The sequence below is a fragment of the Geodermatophilus sp. SYSU D00703 genome (assembly GCF_054050155.1).
On record NZ_JBJGYU010000029.1, the window covers coordinates 40,145 to 63,697 of the forward strand.

General features: G+C 75.1%; 23 protein-coding genes. 14 read left to right on the forward strand and 9 right to left on the reverse strand.

Going from position 1 to position 23,553, the window contains the following annotated elements; translation table 11 throughout:
- The first annotated feature begins 13 nt into the window (after positions 1-13).
- The 3 genes from ACI782_RS20840 (at position 14) to ACI782_RS20850 (ending at position 3,239) form a co-directional block, all read left to right on the forward strand.
- A complete protein-coding gene (locus tag ACI782_RS20840) occupies positions 14-544 on the forward strand; it encodes an SDR family NAD(P)-dependent oxidoreductase (RefSeq protein ID WP_456912003.1) in 531 nt (176 codons plus the stop codon).
- 119 nt (positions 545-663) lie between these two features.
- Complete coding sequence (locus tag ACI782_RS20845; protein WP_456912004.1) at positions 664-1,638, forward strand: ABC transporter substrate-binding protein; 975 nt, start codon at positions 664-666, stop codon at positions 1,636-1,638.
- Complete coding sequence (locus tag ACI782_RS20850) at positions 1,635-3,239, forward strand: FAD-dependent monooxygenase (protein ID WP_456912005.1); 1,605 nt, start codon at positions 1,635-1,637, stop codon at positions 3,237-3,239. The genes ACI782_RS20845 and ACI782_RS20850 overlap by 4 nt, the downstream gene beginning before the upstream one ends.
- Positions 3,240-3,358: 119 nt before the next feature.
- On the opposite strand, the gene ACI782_RS20855 is transcribed toward ACI782_RS20850, so the two are convergent.
- The 5 genes from ACI782_RS20855 to ACI782_RS20875 form a co-directional block, all read right to left on the reverse strand.
- Positions 3,359-3,826: a MaoC family dehydratase gene (locus ACI782_RS20855; protein ID WP_456912006.1), complete on the reverse strand. Its 468-nt coding sequence runs from the start codon at positions 3,824-3,826 to the stop codon at positions 3,359-3,361.
- 21 nt (positions 3,827-3,847) lie between these two features.
- Positions 3,848-5,461: an AMP-binding protein gene (locus tag ACI782_RS20860; protein ID WP_456912007.1), complete on the reverse strand. Its 1,614-nt coding sequence runs from the start codon at positions 5,459-5,461 to the stop codon at positions 3,848-3,850.
- The gene (locus ACI782_RS20865) at positions 5,458-6,339 is read right to left on the reverse strand and encodes an amidohydrolase family protein (RefSeq protein WP_456912008.1); all 882 of its coding nucleotides are present in this window, start codon (positions 6,337-6,339) and stop codon (positions 5,458-5,460) included. The genes ACI782_RS20860 and ACI782_RS20865 overlap by 4 nt, the downstream gene beginning before the upstream one ends.
- A gap of 8 nt (positions 6,340-6,347) precedes the next feature.
- Complete coding sequence (locus ACI782_RS20870) at positions 6,348-7,259, reverse strand: SDR family NAD(P)-dependent oxidoreductase (RefSeq protein WP_456912009.1); 912 nt, start codon at positions 7,257-7,259, stop codon at positions 6,348-6,350.
- A gap of 139 nt (positions 7,260-7,398) precedes the next feature.
- On the reverse strand, positions 7,399-8,292 hold the full coding sequence (locus ACI782_RS20875; protein ID WP_456912010.1) for a PaaX family transcriptional regulator: 894 nt from the start codon (positions 8,290-8,292) through the stop codon (positions 7,399-7,401).
- Positions 8,293-8,516: 224 nt separating this feature from the next.
- On the opposite strand from ACI782_RS20875, the gene ACI782_RS20880 reads away from it, so the two are divergent.
- The 5 genes from ACI782_RS20880 (at position 8,517) to ACI782_RS20900 (ending at position 13,676) form a co-directional block, all read left to right on the forward strand.
- Positions 8,517-10,028, forward strand: a complete 1,512-nt coding sequence (locus tag ACI782_RS20880) for an aldehyde dehydrogenase family protein (RefSeq protein WP_456912011.1) — start codon at positions 8,517-8,519, stop codon at positions 10,026-10,028.
- Positions 10,025-11,713, forward strand: coding sequence for a GMC family oxidoreductase (locus ACI782_RS20885; protein ID WP_456912012.1), 1,689 nt, complete (start codon positions 10,025-10,027; stop codon positions 11,711-11,713). Before ACI782_RS20880 ends, ACI782_RS20885 begins: the two co-directional genes overlap by 4 nt.
- 113 nt (positions 11,714-11,826) lie before the next feature.
- Positions 11,827-12,459, forward strand: a complete 633-nt coding sequence (locus ACI782_RS20890; protein WP_456912013.1) for a DUF1326 domain-containing protein — start codon at positions 11,827-11,829, stop codon at positions 12,457-12,459.
- A gap of 9 nt (positions 12,460-12,468) precedes the next feature.
- Positions 12,469-13,314, forward strand: a complete 846-nt coding sequence (locus tag ACI782_RS20895) for a DUF2182 domain-containing protein (protein ID WP_456912014.1) — start codon at positions 12,469-12,471, stop codon at positions 13,312-13,314.
- Between the two features lie 17 nt (positions 13,315-13,331).
- Complete coding sequence (locus tag ACI782_RS20900; protein WP_456912015.1) at positions 13,332-13,676, forward strand: nuclear transport factor 2 family protein; 345 nt, start codon at positions 13,332-13,334, stop codon at positions 13,674-13,676.
- Between the two features lie 67 nt (positions 13,677-13,743).
- Here ACI782_RS20900 and ACI782_RS20905 read toward each other — a convergent pair whose 3' ends face one another.
- The gene (locus ACI782_RS20905) at positions 13,744-15,072 is read right to left on the reverse strand and encodes an MFS transporter (protein WP_456912016.1); all 1,329 of its coding nucleotides are present in this window, start codon (positions 15,070-15,072) and stop codon (positions 13,744-13,746) included.
- A gap of 96 nt (positions 15,073-15,168) precedes the next feature.
- On the opposite strand from ACI782_RS20905, the gene ACI782_RS20910 reads away from it, so the two are divergent.
- The 3 genes from ACI782_RS20910 (at position 15,169) to ACI782_RS20920 (ending at position 18,568) form a co-directional block, all read left to right on the forward strand.
- Positions 15,169-16,167, forward strand: a complete 999-nt coding sequence (locus ACI782_RS20910; protein WP_456912017.1) for a GlxA family transcriptional regulator — start codon at positions 15,169-15,171, stop codon at positions 16,165-16,167.
- A gap of 210 nt (positions 16,168-16,377) precedes the next feature.
- On the forward strand, positions 16,378-17,961 hold the full coding sequence (locus ACI782_RS20915) for a DEAD/DEAH box helicase (RefSeq protein ID WP_456912018.1): 1,584 nt from the start codon (positions 16,378-16,380) through the stop codon (positions 17,959-17,961).
- Between the two features lie 103 nt (positions 17,962-18,064).
- Complete coding sequence (locus ACI782_RS20920; RefSeq protein WP_456912019.1) at positions 18,065-18,568, forward strand: hypothetical protein; 504 nt, start codon at positions 18,065-18,067, stop codon at positions 18,566-18,568.
- A gap of 86 nt (positions 18,569-18,654) precedes the next feature.
- Here ACI782_RS20920 and ACI782_RS20925 read toward each other — a convergent pair whose 3' ends face one another.
- Complete coding sequence (locus ACI782_RS20925) at positions 18,655-19,176, reverse strand: helix-turn-helix domain-containing protein (RefSeq protein ID WP_456912020.1); 522 nt, start codon at positions 19,174-19,176, stop codon at positions 18,655-18,657.
- A 63-nt stretch (positions 19,177-19,239) separates the two neighbouring features.
- On the opposite strand from ACI782_RS20925, the gene ACI782_RS20930 reads away from it, so the two are divergent.
- The 3 genes from ACI782_RS20930 (at position 19,240) to ACI782_RS20940 (ending at position 21,103) form a co-directional block, all read left to right on the forward strand.
- Positions 19,240-19,578 (forward strand): hypothetical protein, encoded by a 339-nt coding sequence (locus ACI782_RS20930; RefSeq protein ID WP_456912021.1) that lies wholly within the window; start codon positions 19,240-19,242, stop codon positions 19,576-19,578.
- Between the two features lie 2 nt (positions 19,579-19,580).
- Positions 19,581-20,492 (forward strand): alpha/beta hydrolase family protein, encoded by a 912-nt coding sequence (locus ACI782_RS20935; protein WP_456912022.1) that lies wholly within the window; start codon positions 19,581-19,583, stop codon positions 20,490-20,492.
- 137 nt (positions 20,493-20,629) lie between these two features.
- Positions 20,630-21,103, forward strand: a complete 474-nt coding sequence (locus ACI782_RS20940) for a cupredoxin domain-containing protein (protein ID WP_456912023.1) — start codon at positions 20,630-20,632, stop codon at positions 21,101-21,103.
- 143 nt (positions 21,104-21,246) lie between these two features.
- Here ACI782_RS20940 and ACI782_RS20945 read toward each other — a convergent pair whose 3' ends face one another.
- On the reverse strand, positions 21,247-22,254 hold the full coding sequence (locus tag ACI782_RS20945; RefSeq protein ID WP_456912024.1) for a sugar phosphate isomerase/epimerase family protein: 1,008 nt from the start codon (positions 22,252-22,254) through the stop codon (positions 21,247-21,249).
- 15 nt (positions 22,255-22,269) lie between these two features.
- Entirely contained in the window at positions 22,270-23,439 is a 1,170-nt protein-coding gene (locus tag ACI782_RS20950; RefSeq protein ID WP_456912025.1) for a Gfo/Idh/MocA family protein, read from the reverse strand.
- Between the last annotated feature and the right edge of the window lie 114 nt (positions 23,440-23,553).

The window sequence follows — 23,553 nt, forward strand, 5'->3', positions numbered from 1 at the left end:
AGGAGGCTCGCGCATGGCCGGCCAACCCGGGTCCGGTCGGGACGGCGGGAGCACCGCCGTCGTCACGGGAGGCGCCCGCGGCATCGGCCGGGCACTGGCCGAGCGGCTGTCCGCCGACGGTCACCGGGTCACCGTCCTCGACGTCGCGGCCCCCGAGGACGGCGCGACGACGGACTCCCTCGCCTGCGCCGTCACCGAGCCCGACCAACCGGCGACGGCGATGGCCACGGTGGCCGAGCGCGCCGGCGGCATCGACGTGCTGGTCGACAACGCGGGGCTGATCTCGCCCCGCCGTCCCTACCCGGAGTCGGGGAAGGACCAGCTGCTGCGCCACCTCACGGTCAACGCCGTCGGCTGCGCGCCGGCCACCGAGGCGGCGCACCCCTGGCTGGTCACCAGCGACCGCACGATGGCGCAGCAGGCCATCCGCCGGCGGGTCCGGCCCGAGGACCTCGTCGGCCTCGTCTCGTTCCTCTGCGGACCCGATGCCCGCATGGTCACCGGCCAGACGGGCATCTGCGACGGCGGCGGCTACCTGCACTGAGTATTCGAGTCAGCGGAACTCTTGCCGAACCGTCGTCCAAGGAGCGGAACAGCGGTTACCGTCGTCGCCAGTCGGTGGCGCCTGTCACAGAGGGCTGCCACTCCCCGAGAGGAGACCCCGTGCCTGCCCGGTTCCGTTCCGCCGCCGCGCTCAGCGCCGCGACGCTCGTCCTCGCCTCCTGCGGCGGAGGGGACTCCGAGTCCTCCTCCGCACCCGGCGGCGAGGGCGGCCCCACCACCATCACCGTCGCCGACACCGCCGGCGCGCCGCTGAACTTCCTCACCTACGGCCAGCAGCAGGGCCACTTCGAGGACGCCGGCCTGGAGCTGGAGATCTCCGCCTCCGCCGGCGGGGCCACCGTCATCCCCCAGCTGCTCGGCGGCGACCTGGACGTCGCCGGCTCCAACATCGTCTCCGTCCTCGTGGCGGCCGAGCAGGGCCTGCCGGTGCGCATGGTCGCCGGCGGCACCAGCACGGCGGAGGACCCGGAGCAGGACTTCTCCGCGCTCATGGTGGCCCCCGACAGCCCGGTCACCGACATCTCCCAGCTGGAGGGGCAGCGGATCGCGGTCAACACCCTGCGCAACATCAACGACGTCGTCGTCGGCGCGATGCTGGAGGACGCCGGGCTGGCCCCCGACAGCGTCGAGTTCGTCGAGCTGCCCTTCCCCGACATGGCCCCGGCGGTGCTCGGTGGTGACGTCGCCGCCGCCGTGGTCATCGAGCCGTTCGTCACCGCGGCCGAGCAGCAGGGCATGAAGATCGTCGGTCACCCCTACTCCGAGCTGCGGCCCGGCCTGCAGATCGGCACCTACGTGATGAGCGCCCAGGCGGTGCAGGAGAACCCCGAGCTGGCCGAGGCCTTCCTGGCGGGCGTGCAGGCCACCGCCGACTCCATCCGGGAGGACCCGGAGGCGTTCCGCGCCGCGCTGCCGGAGATCAGCGACATCTCCCCCGAGCTGGCGTCGCAGGTCCGGATCAACACCTGGCAGGGCGCGACCGACCGCGAGTCGGTGGAGCTGATCCAGGACCGGATGGTCAGCTACGGCCTGATCGAGGCGCCGGTCGACCTCGACGAGGTCGTCGTCGGATGACCGGGCAGACCGAGCAGATCGCGCAGACCGTGCAGACGCAGGTCGCCGTCGTCGGCGGTGGGCCGGTCGGGACGGGGCTGGCCATCGCCCTCGGCCAGCGGGGGATCCGCTGCGCCGTGATCGAGCGCCGCCCCGAGCCGCAGCCGGTGCCGAAGGGGCAGAACCTGACCCAGCGGACGATGGAGCACATGCGCGCCTGGGGCGTCGAGGACCGCGTGCGCGCGGGCCGGCGCATCCCCACCGAGTACGGCATCGGCGGCATGACGGCCTACGGCTCGCTGCTCGGGCCGTACGCCTACGACTGGCACCGCCGGGCCGCCGTCCGCCGCTTCTACGCCGCGGACAACGAGCGCCTCCCCCAGTACGCCACCGAGGCGGCGCTGCGCGAGCGCCTCGCGGAGGTCCCCGCCGTCTCGGTCCACTACGGCTTCAAGGCCGAGGAGGTCACCCAGGACGACGGGGGCGTGCGGGTCCGGGCCACCGACACCTCCGGCGGGGTCCTCGAGGTCGAGGCCGAGTACGCGGTGGGCTGCGACGGCGCCCGGTCGCTGGTCCGCGAGGCGGCCGGCATCCCGCAGACCCGCTCGGACCACGACCAGCTGATGGTGCTGCTCGTCTTCCGCTCCCGGCAGCTCGACGGCCTGCTCGAGCGCTACCGCGGCCGGTCGTACTTCAACGTGCTCAACCCGGAGCTGGAGGGCTACTGGCAGTTCCTCGGCCGCGTCGACGCCCAGGAGACCTGGTTCTTCCACGCGCCGGTCGACCGGGAGACGACCGACGCCGGGACCGACTTCCGCCCGCTGCTCTTCCGCACGGTCGGGGCGGAGTTCGACGTCGAGTTCCAGCACGTCGGCTTCTGGGACCTGCGGTTCGCCCTCGCCGACCGCTACCGCGCCGGCCGGCTGTTCATCGCGGGCGACGCCGCGCACAGCCACCCGCCGTACGGCGGCTTCGGCATCAACACCGGGTTCGAGGACGCCGCGAACCTCGCCTGGAAGCTCGGGGCGGTGCTGGAGGGCTGGGCGGGCGAGGGCCTGCTGGACTCCTACGACGCGGAGCGGCGGCCGGTCTTCGCCTCGACCCGGGACGACTTCATCAACCGCTCGATCGAGGTCGACCGGGACTTCCTCGCCGCCCACGACCCCGAGGAGGACCTCGCGGGCTTCGAGGCCGCCTGGGAGGAGCGGGCCTCGGGCTCCCCCGAGGAGGTCGACGCGTTCGAGCCCAACTACGAGGGCTCACCGATCGTGGCCGGGGACGGGAGCGGGACGCCGAGCGCCCTGGGCCGGCACGAGACCCGCGCCCGGGCCGGCCACCACCTGGCCGCCCAGCCCGAGGGCGCCGACGTCGACCTGTTCGACCACCTGACCGGCGGCGGGTTCGTGCTGCTGCGCGCCGGGACGGGCGGGGCCGAGCTGGTGGCGGCCGCCGAGAAGGCGTCGGTCCCGCTGCGCGTGGTGGACGTCGGCGCCGACGTCCGGGCCGCCTACGGCGCGGACCTGGTGCTGGTCCGGCCCGACCAGTACGTCGCCTGGGCCGGCGACGCCGTCGAGGACGCCGAGGGCGTCCTCGGCACGGCCATCGGGCGCGCCGCCCGCTGACCGGGACCGCGACGCACGACGAGTGAGGCACGACGAGTGAGGCACGACGAGTGAGGCACGACGAGTGAGGCCCCCTGACCTGCCGGTCAGGGGGCCTTCCTCGTGGCGCGGGGACGCGGTCAGACGAAGTGGCGCAGGACGATCGTCGCCACGCAGGCCGGCTTGCTCGCGCCCTCGACCTCGAAGGTGGCCGTCTGCAGCGTCTGGATCACACCGTCGGCGACGTCGGTCACCGAGTCGACGGTGGCCTTGGCGCGCAGTTTCGCGCCGACCGGCACCGGCGACGGGAAGCGGACCTTCTCGGTGCCGTAGTTCACGGTCAGCTTGAAGCCGGTGTACTGCATGAGCTCCGGCGCGAACCGCGGCCACAGCGACAGCGTCAGGTAGCCGTGGGCGATCGGACCGCCGAAGGGGCTCTCCTTCTTGGCCCGCTCGACGTCGACGTGGATCCACTGGTGGTCACCGGTGGCGTCGGCGAACTGGTTGACCATCTCCTGGGTGACCTCGACCCAGTCGGTCGGGCCGAGCTCCTGGCCGACCAGGCTCTTGACGCCCTCGATGCCGTCGACGGTGATGGGGTTGGCCATGGGTTCTCCTCTTCTACGGGACTAGCCGGCGGACTCGGCGACGTGCCGGGCCCAGGTCAGGTCTGCCTTGCCCGAGGGGCTGCGCTTCAACTCGTCGACGACGACCAGTTCGCGGGGCCGCTTGTGGTCGGCCAGCCGCTCCCCGACGTAGGCCCGGGCCTCCTCGCCGGTCAGCTGCGCGCCCGGCTGCAGGGCGACCACCGCGACGATCCGCGAGCCCCACCGGGGGTCCGGGGCGCCGACGACCATGGCGTCGGAGACGGCGGGGTGGGTGAGCAGCACCTGCTCGACCTCCTCGGCGAACACCTTCTCGCCGCCGGTGTTGATCACCCGGCTGCCGCGGCCGTGGAAGACCACGGTGCCGTCGGCCTCGAGGCTGGCCATGTCGCCGGGGACGACCCAGCGCCGTCCGCCGATCTCCCGGAAGGTCCCCGTGGTGGCCGCGTCGTCGCCCTGGTAGCGGATGTGCTCGTCCACCGGCGCGGCCAGCAGCCCGATCTCACCGGACCCCGGCGCGACCGGCCGTCCCGCGTCGTCGATGACCGCCGCGCCCGGGAAGAGCCGGAAGCGGGCGGTCTCGGTCACCTCGCCGCGCCGGGTCTCGACGACGGCGTAGGGACCGCCCTCCGAGGAGGCGACCAGGTCCCGGCACACCATGTCGGCGTGCCGGAGCAACCGCTCCTTGACGTCGGCGCTCCAGGTCACGCCGACGCTGATCATCCGCCGCAGGCTGGACAGGTCGTACGGCCGGCCGGCGGCCTCGGCGGCGTCCAGCGCGTCGGCCAGCGGCCGGGCGAAGACGTCGCCGACGATCGACACGGTGTCCACCCGCTCGTGCTGCACCGTGGCCGCCAGCTCGTCGGGGTCGTAGGACCGCGACGGGAGGTAGACCACGCGGCCGCCGGCCAGCAGCGCACCGAACGTGGTGTACATGCCGGTCGCGTGCATCAGCGGTGGCGCCGGCAGGCAGACCATCGCGTCGCGGTCGGTGCCCAGCCGCTCCAGGGTGGCCCGCAGCTCGTCGAGCGTCTGCGGGAACGGCTCCCCGAGCAGCAGGAACCCGTTGGCGCTGCACGTGCTGAACAGCCCGGAGTGCCGGGACAGCACGCCCTTGGGCCGGCCGGTGGTGCCGCCGGTGTACATCAGCCAGAGGTCGTTGCCGCGCTGGGTGCGCGGCGCAGGCTCGGCGTCGGCCACCGCCCGCTCGTAGTCGTCGGCCCACTCCGGGACGTCGTCCGCCCCGCCCACCTGCACCAGCGCCGTCAGCCCCGGCAGGGCCGCGCGGGCCTCGCCGAACCGCTCGGCGAGCGAGGCGTCGAAGACCACCGCCTCGGCCCGCGCGTCCTCCAGCAGCGCGACGATCTCGTCCCGCCGGTACCGGTAGTTGACGTTCAGCGGGACGGCGCGCAGCTTGAGGATCGCGTAGACGCTCTCCAGGTACTCGATGCCGTTGTAGAGCGCGACCGCGACCCGGGACTCCGGGCCGATCCCCCGGGCGGCGAGGTGGCCGGCGAGGCGGGCGGCCCGCTCGTCCAGCTCGGCCCAGGTGCGGGTGCGCTCCCCGTGGCTGACCGCCAGCCGGTCGCGCCGGAGGTCCCCGACCGTCTCCAGGACGGTCGCGAAGCTCTCGTTCACGCCGCGGGACCGTCCAGCCCGAACAGCCGGGCGGCGTTCTCCTTGAGGATCTTCGGCCGCACCTCGTCCTTGATCGCGATGCCGTCGAAGTCCTTCATCCACCGCTCGGGGGTGATGACCGGGAAGTCGGAGCCGAAGAGCACCTTGTTCTTCAGCAGCGAGTTGGCGTACTGCACCAGCTGCGGCGGGAAGTACTTCGGCGACCAGCCGGACAGGTCGATGTAGACCTGCGGCTTGTGGGTGGCCACCGACAGCGCCTCGTCCTGCCACGGGAAGGACGGGTGCGCCAGGATGATCTTCATGTCCGGGAAGTCGACGGCGACGTCGTCGACGTGCATCGGGTTGGAGTACTTCAGCCGGATCCCGCCGCCGGCCCGCTGGCCGGCGCCCACGCCGGTCTGGCCGGTGTGGAACAGGGCGACCAGGTTGTGCTCGGCGATGACCTCGTAGAGCGGGTACGCCGACCGGTCGTTCGGGAAGAACGCCTGGGTGTTCGGGTGGAACTTGAAGCCCCGGACCCCGTACTCGGTGACCAGCTTCCGGGCCGCCCGCACGCCGGCCGCGCCGCGGGCCGGGTCGATGCTGGCGAACGGGATGATGACGTCGCTGTGCTCGGCGGCGAGCTCGGCGACCTCCTCGTTGGTGGGGACCGGCTCCTCGCCGGTCTGCGAGACGCTGTCCACGCCGAAGGCGACCGCGGCCATCTTCCGCTCGCGGTAGTACTCGGCCAGCTCCGGGATCGAGTACTGCGGCATCTTCCCGATGCCGAAGTACTCGCCCATGTCCTCGGCGTCCGCGGTGTACGCGGTGCCCTGGACGGACTTGTGCACGTGGGTGTGCACGTCGATGGCGACGATCGCGTCGAGGTCGATGGCCATGCCGGCGCTCACTTCCCCTCGGGGACGCCGGGGACGGTGTCCGGCTTGAAGGCCTGCAGGTGCGGGGCGAACGTCGTCGGGAACGCCTCGGCGATCGCGTCGGCGGTCCAGCCGCCCTCGCGCAGCTCGGCGACGACCTCGCTCGGGTGCGACCAGATGGAGATCCGGTCGCCGCCGGCGCCGATCGCCTGGCCGGTGATGCCGGCGGCCTCGTCGGAGGCGAGGAAGACCACGAGCCCGGCGACGTCGTCGGGCGTGCCCAGCCCGCTGGCGCGGACCTCGGCCGGGATGGGCTCGCCGCGGTCGGCCTTCTCGACCAGCTCGGCGAAGCCCGGGATGGTGGCGACCATGCGGGTCAGCGCGACCGGGATGACCGCGTTGACCGTGCTGCCGCTGCGCTCGAGCTCGGCGGCCCAGGTGCGGACCAGGCCGACGATGCCGGCCTTGGAGGCGGTGTAGCCGGTCTGCCCGAAGCTGGCCCGCTGACCGGCCGGGGAGCCGATGAGGATGAGCCGGCCACCTCCGCCCTGCTCCTTGAACCGGCGCGCGGCGGCGCGGCCGCAGGTGAAGGTGCCGCGCAGGTGCGTCTCCACGACGACGTCGAAGTCGGCGTCCTCCATCTTCAGCAGCGAGCGGTCGCGCAGCACGCCGGCGTTGGTGACCATGATGTCGAGCCGGCCGAACTCCTCGACCGCCTTGGCGACGATCGCCTCGGCCGCCTCGGTCGAGCCGATGGCCGAGCCCTCGGCGACCGCGGTGCCACCCGCGGCCTGGATGGCCTTGACCGTCTCCTCGGCGAGCTCGGCATCGAGGTCGTTGACCACGACGGCGGCACCGGCCGCGGCGAGCGCCTTGGCGTAGGCCTGGCCGAGGCCGCGACCGGCCCCGGTGACGACGGCGACCTTGCCGTTCAGCTGCATGGGAGTCCTCTCGAACGGGTCGGGGATGGGGGGACGTGGCACGCACCACGTCGACCACTGCCCGGCAAGTTATTCACTTCTGTGTCGGACGTCAACGCACGTGCGTCGGAATCGGAGGGCGGCGCGGATGGTGCGCAGGTCAGCGCGGCGTGTTCCCGGGCGGGTCGAGCCGCTCGACCAGACCCGCGGCGAGCGCGCCCGCGCCCGCCTCGTACCGGGCCCGCAGCCGCAGCGCCACGTGCTCGGCGCGGACGGCGGGCCAGTCGGCCGGCAGGTACTCGATGGGCAGCCCGGGATCGGCGCGGGCCAGCAGGGTCCACTCCCCGTGCAGCCACAGCTGGCGGGCGAGGTCGTCGGTCGCGCCGGGCAGCGGGTCGGGCCGGTCCCACCGCTCGAGGAAGCGCGTGTAGCCCCGGGCGATGCCCGCGACGTCCCACGCGTCGTCCATGAGGTCGGTGACCTGGCTGGGCGCGGCCACCCGGGCGCGGAAGACCTTCAGCGAGTCGAGGACGTCGACCGTGCGCAGCAGCGCCTCGACGTCGACCCTCCGCGGCGCCACCCACAGCCCGTTCTGCAGCATGCCGAACCCGGCCCACTGCAGCCGGGAGCGCAGCACGTGCCGGTCGGCGCGCCGGCTCTCGGGCAGCGAGAAGCCCAGCAGCGTCCACTGCCCGTCCCAGGTGCGGTTGACCGGCGAGCGCCAGGCCCGCTCGCCGCCCGCGGTGAGCTCGGCCCGGGCGGCCGGGGAGGGCGAGAGGAGCACCCGCTTGCCCCGGCGGTGCCCCTCCAGCGTGCCGCGGCGCAGCATCCGGCTGACCGTCGACCGGGCGGCGTGCTCCCCGACCCCCACGCGCGTCAGCACGTCGACCAGCGCCGGCGTGGGGACGGCGACGCCCGGGTCGGTCAGGTGGACGCCGCAGAACATGAGCACGTGGGTCTGCGGGCGCACGTGCGGCGTCGCGGCCGCGTCGAGGTCGTCCCCGAGGCCGTCGGCCGGCCCCCCGTCGCCGGGCAGCGGCGCCGCGGCGGTCACGGCCGCGCGCTCCCCGCCGGCGATGCGGTCGCGCTCGTCATGGCCGTCCTCCCGTCCGATCGGCGAAGGGAGACGCCCTCCCCGGTGCAACCGGCCTCCCGGCGGGCGGGAGGGGAACCCGCCGGCCCGGAGGCGCTGAGATCACGATACGCAGATCAGTGACGCGCGCCAGGGGTGTGCCTGCGTGGAGGCGGCCCGCACCACCGGTGGATAGCCTCCGCCCCATGACGCTCGCGGAGCAGGAGGACGCCGTCCCCGGCGGAGCCGCCCCCACCTTCGAGTCCACCGACCCGGCGTCCGGCGCGGTCGTCGGCGTGTTCCCCGTGCAGGACACCGCGGAGGTGCGCGCCGCGGTCGAGCGGGCCCGGACCGCCGCCACCGCGTGGGCCGCCCTCGGGTTCGACGGCCGCCGGCGGCGGCTGGCGGCCTACCGCGGCTACCTCGCGCGCCGGCTGCACGAGCTGGCCGACCTGGTGCACCGGGAGAACGGCAAGCCGCACGCCGACGCGATCCTCGAGATCGGCCTCGCGGTCGACCACCTCGCCTGGGCCGGCGCGCACGCCCGCAGGGTCCTGGGCCCGCGGCGGGTGAACCCCGGCCTGCTCGCGGCCAACCACGCCGCCCACCTGGAGTACCAGCCACTCGGCGTCGTCGGCGTCATCGGCCCGTGGAACTACCCGGTCTTCACGCCGATGGGCTCGATCGCCTACGCGCTCGCGGCCGGCAACGCCGTCGTCTTCAAGCCGTCCGAGCACACCCCGGCGGTCGGCACGTGGCTGGCCGCCGCCTGGCGGGCCGCCGTGCCGGACGCCGCCGACGCCCTCCAGGTCGTCACCGGCGCCGGCGGGACCGGCGCGGCGCTGTGCCGCGCGGGGGTCGGCAAACTCGCCTTCACCGGGTCGGCCCCCACGGGGCGGGCGGTCATGGCCGCGTGCGCCGAGACCCTCACCCCGGTGCTCATGGAGCTCGGCGGCAAGGACGCGATGATCGTCGACGACGACGCCGACGTGGCCGCCGCCGCCGACGCCGCGGTCTGGGGCGCGATGAGCAACGCCGGGCAGACCTGCATCGGCATCGAGCGGGTCTACGCGACCGAGCGGGTCTACGACGCCTTCGTCGCCCAGCTGACCGAGCGGGTGCGCGGCCTGCGCCCGGGTTCGGACGACGCCGCCGCCTACGGGCCGATGACCATGCCGTCCCAGACCGACGTCGTCCGCCGGCACGTGGACGACGCCGTCGCCGCCGGCGGGCGGGTGCTCTCCGGCGGCACCGTCGAGGGCCGGTACGTGGCGCCGACGGTCCTGCTCGACGTCCCGGAGACCTCGGCCGCGGTCCGCGAGGAGACCTTCGGCCCGACCCTCACCGTCTCCCGGGTGCGCGACGCCGAGGAGGCGCTGGCGCGCACCAACGCCAACCCGCACGGCCTGGCCGGCGCGGTCTTCTCCCGGTCCCGGCAGCGGGCGATGGACCTGGCGCGGCGCATGCGCAGCGGGATGACCTCGGTGAACTCGGTGCTCACCTTCGCCGCGGTGCCCGCGCTGCCCTTCGGCGGCGTGGGCGAGAGCGGCTTCGGCCGCATCCACGGCGCGGACGGGCTCAAGGAGTTCACCCGGGCCAAGGCGATCACCCGGCAGCGCTTCCCGCTGCCGGTCGACCTGATGAGCTTCGGCCGCCCCGCCGCGGCCGCCGACGCGCTGGCCCGGGTCATCGGCCTGGTGCACGGGCGGCACCGGTGACGGTGGCCTCGAACGGCCGAGGTGGCCCCGAGGGCACGCCGGAGGGCGGCCTTCGTGGCCACTCCGGCCCTCTGGACGAGGCCGAGGAGTTCGACGTCGTCGTCGTGGGCGCGGGGTCGGCTGGCTGCGTCCTGGCGGGCCGGCTCTCGGAGGACCCGTCGCGGCGGGTGCTGCTGCTCGAGGCCGGCGGCTCGGACGACGTGCTGGAGGTGCAGGTCCCGGCCGCGCTGTACAAGAACTGGCGCACCCGGCGGGACTGGAACTACACCACCGACCCGCAGCCGGGCCTGGGCGGGCGGCGGCTGTACTGGCCGCGGGGCAAGCTGATCGGCGGGTCCTCGTCGATCAACGCGATGATCTACGTGCGCGGTGGGCGGTGCGACTACGACGAGTGGGCGGCGCTCACCGGCGACGCGTCGTGGTCCTACGAGCACGTTCTGCCGCTGTTCCGCCGGATGGAGGACAACGCCCGCGGCGCCGACCGGTTCCACGGCATCGGCGGCCCGCTGCGGGTGGAGGACCCCCGCTCACCGCACCCGTGGTCCCGGGCCGCCGTCCAGGCCGCGATCGCCGCCGGCCATCCCCGCAACGACGACTTCAACGGCGCCACGCAGGAGGGCGCCGGGCTCTACCAGCTCACCCAGCGGCGCGGCCGGCGCTGGTCGGCCGCCGACGCCTACCTCCGGCCCGCGCTGGGCCGGCCCAACCTCACGGTGCGGACCGGCGCGCTGACCACCCGGGTGCTCGTCTCCGGCGGGCGGGCCACGGGCGTCGAGTACCGCTCCGGCGGGCGGACGCACACCGCCTCCGCCACCGCGGAGGTCGTGCTGGCCGGCGGGGCGGTCAACTCCCCGCAGCTGCTGCTGCTCTCGGGCATCGGCCCCGGCGCGCACCTGCGCGAGGTCGGCGTGGACGTCGTCCGCGACCTGCCCGGCGTGGGTGCCGGCCTGCAGGACCACCCGCTGGTCCCGGCGGTCTGGCGCACCCGCTCGGGGCGGTCGCTGTTCCGCGGCGAGTCGCCGTCGGGGTACGCGCGGTGGTTCGCCGCCCGGCGCGGTCCGCTGACGTCGAACCTCGCCGAGGCGGGGCTGTTCGCGCACTCCCGGCCCGGCCTGCCGGCGCCGGACCTGCAGTTCCACTTCCTGCCGGTCATGTACTGGCGGCAGGCGGAGGTCGACCCCGACGTCGACGCCTTCACCGCCGCGGCGGTGCTGGTCCGGGTGCACTCGCGGGGCTCGGTGCGGCTGCGCTCGGCGGACCCGACCCGGGCCCCGGCGATCGACCCCGGCTACCTCACCGACGAGCAAGACCTCGACGCCCTCGTCCGCGGGGTCGAGACGGCCCGCGAGCTCGCCGCGACCGGCCCGCTGGCCGCCGTCCTCGGGGAGGAGTGGTCCCCGGGCGGCACGGTGTCCTCCCCCGACGGGCTGCGCCGGGCGGTGCGCGCCACCCTCGAGTCGCTCTACCACCCGGTCTCCTCCTGCCGCATGGGCACCGACGACGACGCGGTGGTGGACCCGCAGCTGCGCGTGCACGGCCTGCTCGGGCTGCGGGTGGTCGACGCGTCGGTGCTGCCGACGCTGGTGCGGGGCAACACCAACGCCCCGACGATGCTGGTCGCCGAGCGGGCGGCCGACCTGATCACCGGGCGCCGCGTCGACCCCGCCCTCGCCGGCTCGGCCTGACCGGCACTCGCCGGTCCCTGCCACGGCAGGGACCGGCGACCCTGCCCTCCGCCGGGCCCGCGGTGCTGCGATGACCGTGCCCGAGGACCCGGCGCGCCAGGGGGAGGACGACCATGACGGCGACCGCCACCACCGAGACCACGACCTACACGCTCGAGGGCCGCCTCCTGGAGGTGTGCACCTGCGACGCCATCTGTCCCTGCTGGGTGGGTGAGGACCCCGACGGCGGCGTCTGCGACTCGGCGCTGGCCTGGTACATCGACTCCGGCACGATCCGCGGGGTCGACGTCTCCGACCGGGCGCTGGCGTCGGTGACCCACATCCCCGGCAACGTGCTGGCCGGCAACTGGCGGGTCGCCCTCTACGTGGACGACCGCTGCACCGACGAGCAGCAGCAGGCGCTGCTCGACGTGTTCACCGGACAGCTGGGCGGCCCGATCGCCGACCTCGCCGCGCTGATCGGCGAGGTGGTCTCGGTGCAGCGGGCGCCGCTGACCTTCACCGTCGAGAAGGGCGCCGGCACGCTCCGGATCGGGGACGTCGTGGAGGCCGAGCTCGCCCCGTTCCAGGGCGCCACCGGCCGGACGACGACGCTGAACGAGACGGTGTTCAGCACCATCCCCGGCTCGCCCGCCTTCCCCGGGAAGGCCACCGTCTACCGGCAGGCCGGACGCATGCTCGGCCGGCCCGACATCGACATCTCCGGGAAGAACGCCATCCAGGGCCACTTCCGGTTCTCCGGCTGAGCGGCCGGCGTGACCACGGCGTCCCGGGCGGGCCCGGCGGCGCGCCTCCCGCGCGACCCCGCGCCGGCCCTGTGGGGCGTCGCCGCCGCGTGCTGGGCGCTCACCCTCGCGCTGGTGCTCGGCGGGGCGGCCGGGCACGGCCACCCGGCGGTCGACGGCGCCGCACCGTGGGCCGTGCAGGCCGCCGCCGCCCTGGCCGCCTGGACGGTGATGCTCGGCGCGATGATGCTGCCCACGCTGGTGCCGCTGGCGCGCCTGTTCGCGGCGGTCAGCGCCCGGGGGCCGCACCCCCGGGCCGCCCGGGCCGGCCTCTACGCCGGGTACCTGGCCACGTGGACCGCCGTCGCCCCCGTCGCGCTGGCCGGCGCCTGGGCAGTGCACCGGCTGGTCGATGCGTGGCCGTGGCTGGCCGCCCGCGACGAGCTGGTCCTCGGCGGCGCGCTGCTGCTCGCCGGCGGCTACCAGTTCAGCCGGCTCAAGGACGCCTGCCTCACCAGCTGCCGGTCGCCGGCGTCCTTCCTGTGGCAGCACTACCGGCGCGGCGTCCGTGCCGCGGCCGGCCTCGGCGTCCGGGCCGGGCTGTGGTGCCTGGGCTGCTGCTGGGCGCTGATGCTGCTGCTGACCGCCACCGGCGTCGCCAGCCTGGCCTGGATGCTCGTCCTGACCGCCGTGATGGTCGCCGAGAAGACCGCCCGGTGGGGCGCCCGGCTGGTCCGCCCGGTCGGGTTCGCGCTGCTGCTCTGCGGCGTGGCGGTCTGCTCCTCGGCGCTGTTCGCCCCCACCGCGACGCCGTGCCACCACGGGGTCTGTGCAGCGTCACCGGTCGGGAGCATGCTCGGCACCCCCGACCGGTGACGCGCTCAGGAGGAGCCATGGCCCGCACGCCGCAGGAGGTCTTCCAGCACCACGTCGAGGCGATCGGCGCCGGGGACGTCGACGCGATCGTCTCCGACTACGCCGAGGACGCCGTGCTCATCACCCCGGACCAGGTCGTCCGGGGCAGGGACGGCATCCGGCAGCTCTTCACCGGGCTGCTCGGCGACCTCCCCGACGCCGCGTGGGACATGCCCACCCAGGTCTTCGTGGACGACGTCCTGTTCCTCGAGTGGTCCGCGGTGGCGGAGAAGGCCCGGGCCGAGGGCGTCGACACCTTCGTGTTCGCCGGCGACACCATCCGGGTGCAGACCGTTCGGCTCACCCTCGAGCGCACCGGCTGAGCGCGCGCCGCGGCCGAAGTGGCCACGAAGCCCGCCGCCCGGCGTGCCTTCGTGGCCACTATGGCCCTCAGCCGTGCGCCTGGCCGGCCGCCGCCTGCGTGGGCGACGGTGGCAGCCCGACGTCGGACGACGCCGGCCGGGAGCGCCGGATCGCGATCGACATCGCCGCGGCCGCCAGGCACAGCGCGCCGGCCGTGAACCAGGCGAGGTCGTAGGAGCCGGTCACGTCCCGGATCACGCCGCCGCCGAACGCGGCGAACGCCGACCCGATCTGGTGCGAGGCGAACACCCAGCCGAACACCACCGGCGCCCGCGCACCGAAGTGCTCCCGGCACAGCGCCAGTGTCGGGGGCACCGTGGCCACCCAGTCCAGGCCGTAGAACACGATGAACGCGATCATGCTGACGTGCAGGTCCGATCCGAAGAGGGTCGGCAGCAGGAACAGCGACAGGCCCCGCAGGCCGTAGTAGGCCAGCAGCAGCACGCGCGGGTCGACCCGGTCGGTGAGCCAGCCGGAGAGCACCGTGCCGGCGATGTCGAAGACGCCGACGACGGCCAGCAGCCCCGCCGCGGTCGTCACCGGCATCCCGTGGTCGTGCGCGGCGGGGATGAAGTGCGGCTGCACCAGCCCGTTGGTGGACAGCCCGCAGATGAAGAACCCGCCGGCGAGCAGCCAGAACGGTCGGCTGCGGGCCCCCTCGACCAGGCCGCGGACCGCCGCGCGCGCGGCCCCGGTCCGGACCGGGGCGACGTCGTCGTCCGGCGTCCCGCCGTACGGCGCGACCCCGAGGTCCCGCGGCCGGTCGCGCAGCAGCCACAGCACCAGCGGGACGACGGCCAGCGCCGCCGCCGTCGTCCCGAGGGACGCCGCCCGCCAGCCCCAGGCCTGGTCGGCCCAGGCGACCAGCGGCAGGAAGACCAGCTGGCCGGTCGCGCTGCCCGCGGTGAGGATCCCGGAGACCAGACCGCGGCGGGCCACGAACCAGCGGCCGGTCACCGTGGCCACCAGCGCCAGCGCCATGGACCCGGTGCCGAGGCCCACGAGCACGCCCCACAGCAGGACCAGCTGCCAGCTGGCGGTCATGAAGACGGTCAGCCCGCTGCCGGTCGCGGTGAGCAGCAGGGCGGCCACGACCACCCGGCGGATGCCGAAGCGCTCCATCAGCGCGGCGGCGAACGGCGCGGTCAGCCCGAACAGCGCCATGTTCACCGCGACGGCGGCCGAGATCGTCGTCACCGACCAGCCGAACTCCGCGCGCAGCGGGTCGATGAGCACGCCGGGCACGGCCCGGAACGCCGCGGCGCCGACCAGCGCCAGGAAGGTGACCGCCGCGACCCACCACGCCGGGTGGATGCGGCGGGCGCCGGCCGTGCGGGGGTGATCGGTGGTCGTCACGACGAGGAGCATGACGGACCGCCACCGACGACCGACAGTGGCCCGGAGGCCAACATGTGCAACGATCCGGCCATGACTGGGGGCCCGAGTCCGGCCATGCGGCCACCCCCGCGCAGACACGAGGTCGTCGTCGTCGCCGTCGAGAACGTCGTCGGGTTCGAGCTCGGTCTGCCGTACCGCCTGCTCGGCCTGGCGGAGGACGACGAGGGTCGCCCGCTCTACCGCGTCCGGATCGTCACGCTCGACGGGCGCCCGGTGCGGACCGCCGACGGGTTCTCCGTCCTCCCCGAACACGACGGGACGGCGCTCGCCGAGGCGGACACCGTGGTCGTCCCCGGCGTCATGGGCGGCCCGGCCGTCCTCGAGGGCCGGATCCCCGGGGAGCTCCGGGACGCGCTGCGCGACGCCGCCGGCCGCGCCCGCATGGTGTCGATCTGCACCGGCTCGTCCGTCCTCGCTGCCGCCGGGCTGCTCGACGGCCGCCCCGCGGCCACGCACTGGCGCGACGTCGAGCCGTTCCGCCGCAACTTCCCCGCCGTGCACCTGGATCCCGACGTGCTCTTCGTCGACGACGGGGACGTGCTGACCTCCGCCGGTGTCGCCGCGGGCATCGACCTGCTGCTGCACCTGGTGCGCCGGGACCACGGCAGCGAGGTCGCCAACCGGGTCGCCCGGCGCAACGTCGTCGCGCCCTGGCGGGAGGGCGGGCAGTCGCAGTTCGTGGAGCGCGCGCTGCCCGAGGCCGGCGAGGCGGGCACGGCCGCCACCCGGGCCTGGGCCGTCGAGCGGCTGGGTGAGCCGCTCACCCTGGCCGACCTCGCCGCGCACGCGCGCATGAGCGTGCGGACCTTCACCCGCCGGTTCCGCGAGGAGACCGGCCTGTCGCCGCTGCGCTGGCTGGCCGGGCAGCGGCTGGCCCTGGCCCGGCAGCTGCTGGAGTCGACCGACGCGCCGATCGACCGGGTCGCCGCCGACGCCGGGTTCGGGACGCCGGCCTCGCTGCGCCAGCACCTGCGGGCCACGATCGGCGTGGCCCCCGGCGCCTACCGGCGCACCTACCGCGGCGCGGGTGTGACCGGACACTCCCTGGGGTGACGGCACAGACGCGGTCCGCATCTGGTTGAGTACGAGGTACCGGCGCCGCCCTCCGCTCATCCGGAGCTGCAGGACTCGACGTCGGCACCAGGCTGCGCCACCGAGGCGCGCCGGCTGTCCGACGTCCCACGGTGGACGCGAGCCCGCCCTGCCCCGCAGGTGTGCCGCGCCCGGGATCGACGGCGGCCATCCGACCGTCAGGAAGACCGAATGACCTCGCACGACCCGTCCACGCCCGCGTCCGACGCCGCGCCGCGCCCCCGCCGCCGCGGCAGCCGCGGCCGCGGCCGCTCCGGCGGCGCCCCCCGTCCGGCCCGCCCGACCGGCGCGGTGGACACCCCGCGACCGGACCCCGCCCCGGCCCCCGTCGTGCCGGCCGGCGCCCCCGCCACCGTCGTCCCCGCCGACACCACCTTCGCCGCCCTCGGGGTGCCCGCGCCGCTGGTCGAGCTGCTCGCGGCGAGCAGCATCACCGCGCCCTTCCCGATCCAGGTCGCGACGCTGCCCGACTCGCTGGCCGGGCGGGACGTGCTCGGCCGGGGCCGCACCGGCTCGGGCAAGACGCTCGCCTTCGGCCTGCCGCTGGTGGCCCGGCTGGCCGCGTCCGACAGCCGCCGGCAGCCCAGGCGGCCGCGCGCGCTGGTCCTGGTGCCGACCCGTGAGCTGGCCAACCAGGTGCTCGCCACCGTGGAGCCGCTCGCCCGCGCCCTGGGCATGAGGGCCACCACCGTGTTCGGCGGGGTCGGCCAGAACCCGCAGGTGCAGGCGCTCGCCGCCGGCGTCGACGTCGTCATCGCCTGCCCCGGCCGGCTCGAGGACCTCATCGGCCAGGGGCACGCCGACCTCTCCGCCGTGGAGGTCACGGTCCTCGACGAGGCCGACCACATGGCCGACCTGGGCTTCCTGCCCGGCGTCAAGCGGATCCTGGACCGCACGCCGCGGACCGGTCAGCGGCTGCTGTTCTCGGCCACGCTGGACAACGGCGTCGACGTCCTCGTGAAGCGCTACCTGTCCGACCCGGTCACGCACTCGGTCGACCCGGCCGTGGCGCCGGTCGCGACGATGACCCACCACGTCCTGCGGGTCGAGGCCGCGGACAAGGCCGCAGTGGTCCGCGAGCTCGCCTCCGGACTGGGCCGCAGCGTGCTGTTCACCCGCACCAAGCACCAGGCCAAGAAGCTCGCCAAGCAGCTCACCGCGGCCGGCGTGCCCGCGGTCGACCTGCACGGCAACCTCAGCCAGAACGCGCGCGAGCGCAACCTCGAGGCCTTCAGCAGCGGGACCACCCGGGTGCTGTGCGCGACCGACATCGCCGCTCGCGGCATCCACGTGGACGACGTCGCGCTCGTCGTCCACGTCGACCCACCGGCCGAGCACAAGGCGTACCTGCACCGCTCCGGGCGGACCGCGCGGGCCGGCGCCGGCGGCACGGTCGTCACCGTCGCGACGCCGGACCAGGCCGGCGAGGTGCGGACCCTCGCCCGGCAGGCCGGCATCACGCCGACGGTGAGCGCGGTGCGCCCCGGCGCGCCGGAGATCGCGGCGCTGACCGGCCCGCCCGCGCCGCACGTCGAGCCCGCCCCGGCGCCGGCTCCCCAGCCGCAGGGGCAGGGCGGCGGCCGGCGGCGCCGGTCCGGCGGCAGCTCCGGCGGCTCGGGTGGCTCGGGCGGCACCGGCGCGGCGTCGTCCGGCCGGACGACGGGCCCGGCGCGCACGCGGGCCGAGCTGGCCGCGCGGGCCGGCACGCACTCGGCCGCGGCGTTCAGCGGGCGGTCGCGGCGCGGCGGTCGCTGACCGTCGTCCGCCCCGGTCGACCCCCGGGGTGGTGGGCACAGGGAAGGTCGGCCAGGGTGAGGAGAGCCCGGAACCACCCGACCGACGAGCGAGGTACACCGCCATGGCCCTGCCCATCACCCTGTCCGAGATCGGCCCCCGCATCTCGGCCGGTGCGTTCATCCTCAACAGCGGCCTGGGCAAGCGGAACGCCGACGAGGCCACCGCCGCGGGTCTGCACGGGTTCGCCTCGGGCACGTACCCGTTCCTGAAGAGCGTCCCGCCGCAGCAGTTCGTGAAGGGCCTGGCCTACGCCGAGATCGCCGTCGGCACCGCGCTGCTGACCCCGTTCGTGCCGACGGCGCTGGCCGGCGCCCTGCTCACCGGGTTCTCCGGCGGCCTGCTCGGGCTGTACCTGAACACCCCGGGGATGCGGAAGCCGGGCAGCCTGGCCCCGACGCAGGAGGGCCTGACCATCGCGAAGGACGTGTGGCTGCTGGGCATCGGCGTCGGCCTGCTCACCCGCGGCACGATCGACCGGGAGCCGCGCCGGGTCCGCAAGGCTGCCAGGACCCTCGCCCGGGCCAACCGGAAGGCCACCCGGGCCGCGCGACGCGACGCCGCCTGAGAGAGGACCCCACCCTCCCCACCCCTCGCGAGCTCGGGCCGGTGCCCTGGGCGGGGCCGGGAACGGCCACGTCCAGGGCACCGGGGTCACCCGGGCAGGAACACCTGGGTGACGACGCGCCGGCGGCGCACGCCGTCGGGCTCGTTGGCCGCGCGGGCGGCGAGGGCCGCCCGCAGGTCGGTGACCAGCCCGGCGAACTCCTCGTCGGTGAGCCACAGGCCGAACTGCCGGTAGCCCACGCCGTCGCGCGCGAGGTCGAGCGCGTCGGCGTCCGCTCGGTCGGCGTACCGGTCGAAGTCGGCGAGCAGCGCGGCCACGAAGGTGGCGAAGGCTCGGCGGTGGTCCTCGACGGACATCCCGGCGGCCTCGACCGAGGCCGCCTCGGTCACCAGCCGGTAGCTGCGCTCCGTGGCGCCGCGCACCCGCCGCTCCCCCGCCACCACGAGGACGCCGGCCTCCGCCAGCACACCGACGTGCCGGTACAGCGTCGCCGGCGGGACGTCGGCCAGCTCGGCGTGCAGGTCGGCCGTGGTCAGGGTCCGGTCCCCCAGGAACGCCTGAACGATCCGGAGCCGGACCGGGTGCAGCAGCAGGTCCGCGGTCGCCACGGCACCACCTTTCTCATGGTTGACATCATTCTCAGTATCGATGACGATAGTCCCATGGCGACCATGACCACCACTCCGCAGACCCTCCGCGTCACCCTCACGACGGCCGAGAAGTTCCTCGGCCTGCTCCGCGACCTGCAGGTGCCGCGCTCGTCGGTGACGTCGGTGGAGGTCGTCCCCGACGGACTGGCGGCCACCCACGGCCTGCGCGCCCCCGGCCTCGGCCTGCCCGGCGTCCGCAAGATCGGCACCTGGCGGGCGCGCGGGGAGAAGGCGCTGGTGTCGGTGCGCCGCGGCCAGCCCGCCGTTCGCGTCCGGCTGGCCGGCCAGCGGTTCGACACGCTGCTCGTGGGCGCCGAGGACCCGGCCGCACTGGCCGCCGCGCTCACCCCGGCCCGCTGACCGTGCGCGAGCTGCCGCTCCAGGTCCCGGACCAGCCCGCGCTGGCGGGCACCCTCACCCTCCCCGACACCCCGCTCCCGGCACCGGCGGTGCTCCTCGCGGCCGGGTCCGGTCCGATCGACCGCGACTCCAACCACCGCCGGGCCCGCTTCGACGTCACCCGGCAACTGGCCTCCGCCCTCGCCGAGGGCGGGCTGGCCTCGCTGCGCTACGACAAGCGCGGCGTCGGTGGGAGTCCCGGGGACTGGCGGGCCGCCGGCCTGTACGACAACGTCGACGACCTCGCGCGGGCACGGGACGCGCTGGCCGCCCGGCCCGAGGTCGACGCGCGCCGGGTCGTGCTGGCCGGGCACAGCGAGGGCGCGCTCCTGGCCGCCGCGCTGGCCGCCCGGGGCGCGGAGGTCGTGGGCGTCGTCCTGCTGGCGATGAGCGCCACACCGGGCGAGGACCTGCTGCGCTGGCAGGCCCGCCAGATCGCCCCCAGCCTCCCCGCACCGGTGCGCGGGCTGCTCCGGCTGCTGCGCACCGACCTGGAGGCGAAGGTCGCCGCCAACCACGGCAAGATCAAGGCGACGACGACCGACGTCGCGCGGATCGGCGGGGCCCGTGTCAACGCCCGGTGGACCCGCGAGTTCATGGCCCACGACCCCCGCACGGACCTCGCCCGGGTGACCGTCCCGGTGCTGGCGCTGACCGGGGAGAAGGACCTCCAGGTGCCCGCCGCCGACCTCGAGACGATCGCCGCGACCGTGCCCGGCGGGGCGGAGGTCCACCGCGTGCCCGACCTGACGCACACGCTGCGACGCCAGCCGGGCCCCGCCTCGCTGCGGGCCTACCGGGCCGAGCTGCGCGGTCCGGTCGACCCCGAGGTCCTCGCGACCGTTGTGGCCTGGTGCCGCCGCGTGACCGGCTGACGCCCCCTGGCGACCGGCTGTCGACCACCTGTGAACCTGCTGTGAAGGGGTACCCGGCCGGTCCTTCAAGGTTGCAGTATCTCGGGCCACAGCGGTGCCCGCCGTCGGGGTGGCACCGCGGTCCCCGAGGAGGTCCCGTGCCCACACCGACCCGCTCCGCCCGCCGCGCCGCCGCCCTCGTGCTGGCCCTCGGTCTCGGACTGAGTGCCTGCGGCGGGGACGACGGCGACGCCGACGCCGCGGCCGGCGGTACGTCCAGCAGCGCCGCTGACACCAGCTCGAGCGCGGCCGCGGCGCCGTCGTCGTCCGCGGAGGCCCCGGCTGCCGAGAGCGAGACCGTCACGGTGACCGCGGTCGACTTCGACTTCGAGCTGTCCGAGGACAGCTACTCCGCCGGCACGTACACCTTCGAGGTGACCAACACCGGCAACATGCCGCACGACTTCGTCGTCGAGCGGGACGGACAGGAGGTCGCCGGCACGGAGGTGATCCAGCCCGGCGGGACCGCGACCCTCGAGGTCCCCCTCGAGGAGGGGGACTACTCCTTCTACTGCAGCGTCGGCCAGCACCGGGCCAACGGCATGGAGGTGCCGGTCTCCGTCACCGCGTGACCCGCGCCGCCCCCGACGCGCGGGCTCCGGGACCCCGAGGAGGCGACCGGCGGGACCCCCGACCGCCGGCCGCCCCCTCGGCGGCCCCTCTGCAGGGCCCCGCCGCGAGCCTGCGCGCGGTGGGGCCCTGCAGAGGGGTCCTCTCAGTTCCCGCTGGCGAAGGCCGCGTCGAAGGCGGCCGCCGGCGGGTCGAACGCCAGCCGGCGGACGAACTGCAGGGCCTCGGGGGCGCCGAGCAGGCGGTCCATGCCGGCGTCCTCCCACTCGACGGAGATCGGCCCGTCGTAGCCGATCGTGTTCAGCATCCGGAAGCAGGCCTCCCACGGGACGTCGCCGTGCCCGGTGGAGACGAAGTCCCAGCCGCGGCGCGGGTCGGCCCAGGGCAGGTGCGACCCCATCCGGCCGTTGCGGCCGTTGCCCACCTGCTTCTTCGCGTCCTTGCAGTCGACGTGGTAGATCCGGTCCTTGAAGTCCCACAGGAAGCCGACCGGGTCGAGGTCCTGCCAGACGAAGTGGCTCGGGTCCCAGTTGAGCCCGAAGGCCTCCCGGTGGCCGATCGCCTCCATCGTGCGGACCGTCGTCCAGTAGTCGTAGGCGATCTCCGAGGGGTGCACCTCGTGCGCGAAGCGCACCCCCACCTCGTCGAAGACGTCGAGGATCGGGTTCCACCGGGCGGCGAAGTCGGCGTAGCCGTCCTCGATCATCGACTCGGGCACCGGCGGGAACATCGCGACGGTCTTCCAGATCTTCGACCCGGTGAACCCGACGACGGTCTTCACGCCGAGCTTCGCCGCGGCGCGGGCGGTCGTCTTCATCTCCTCCGCAGCCCGCTGCCGGACGCCCTCGGGGTCGCCGTCCCCCCACACGCGCGGGTGGACCATGCCGCGGTGCCGCTCGTCGATCGGGTCGTCGCACACGGCCTGGCCGTTGAGGTGGTTGGAGATGGCCCACACCTTGAGACCGTGCTTGTCGAGCAGCGCGAGCCGCTCCTCGACGTAGGAGTCGTCGTTCGCGGCGCGCTCGACGTCGAGGTGGTCGCCCCAGCAGGCGATCTCCAGGCCGTCGTAGCCCCACTCGGAGGCCAGCCGGCACATCTCCTCGAAGGGCAGGTCGGCCCACTGGCCGGTGAACAGGGTGACGGGGCGGGGCATCGAGGTCCTCCTCGGTCAGGTGGGGATGGGGGTCCAGACGGAGTCCGCGGCCGCGCTGCGCTCGACCGCGTCGAGCACCCGCTGCACCTGCAGCCCGTCGGCGAAGGACGGCGCGGGGTCCTCGCCCTTGGCGATCGCGGTGACCAGGTCGACCACCTGGTGGGTGAAGCCGTGCTCGTAGCCGAGCCCGTGGCCGGCCGGCCACCAGGCGGCGATGTAGGGGTGCTCGGGCTCGGTCACGATGACCCGGCGGAAGCCGGCGGTCGCGGCCGGCTCGGAGCCGTCGAAGAACTCGAGCACGTTCATGTCCTCGAAGTCGAAGGCCAGGCTGCCGGCCGAGCCGTTGACCTCGATGCGGATGGCGTTCTTCCGGCCCAGCGCGAACCGGGTCGCCTCGAAGGTGGCCAGCGCGCCCCCGGTGAACCGGCCGAGGAAGGCCGCCGCGTCGTCGACGGTCACCTCGCCGACCTCGTCGCCGCCGACGCCGCTGAGACTGCCGCTGGAGACCGGCAGCGGCCGCTGCTTGACGAAGGTCTCCAGCAGGGCGCTCACCCCGGTGAGCCGCTCGCCGGTGATGTACTGCGTGAGGTCGACGATGTGCGCGCCGATGTCGCCGAGCGCACCCGAGCCGGCCTTGTCCTTCTCCAGCCGCCACGACATCGGCGCGGCCGGGTCGGCGATCCAGTCCTGCAGGTACTGCGCGCGCACGTGCCGGATCTGCCCGAGCCGCCCCTCGGCGACCAGCTGCCGGGCCAGCCCGACGGCCGGCACCCGCCGGTAGGTGAAGCCGACCATCGAGCGGACGCCGCGGGCCGCGGCGCGCGCCGCGGCCTCGGCCATCGCCTCGGCCTCGGCGACGGTGTTGGCCAGCGGCTTCTCGCAGAGCACGTGCTTGCCGGCGTCCAGGGCGGCGATGGCGATCTCGGCGTGCGTGTCGCCGGGGGTGCAGACGTCGACCAGGTCGACGTCGGACCGCTCGACGACCCGGTGCCAGTCGGTCTCGGTGCTCGACCAGCCCAGCCGCCCGGCGGCGTCGGCGACACGGGCGGCGTCCCGGCCGGCGAGCACGGTCAGCTCCGGTCGCAGGGGCAGGTCGAAGAAGTGGGGGGCGGTGCGCCAGGCCTGCGAGTGGGCGGCGCCCATGAAGGCGTAGCCGATCAGGCCGACGCCGAGGGTTGGGGGCATGCGGTCGCTCCGGGGGGAGAGCGGGGGGGGGGGGGGGGGGGGGGGGGGGGGGGGGGGGGGGGGGGGGGGGGGGCGGGGCGGTCGAAGTCTTGGTCTGTTTAATATTAATTTATG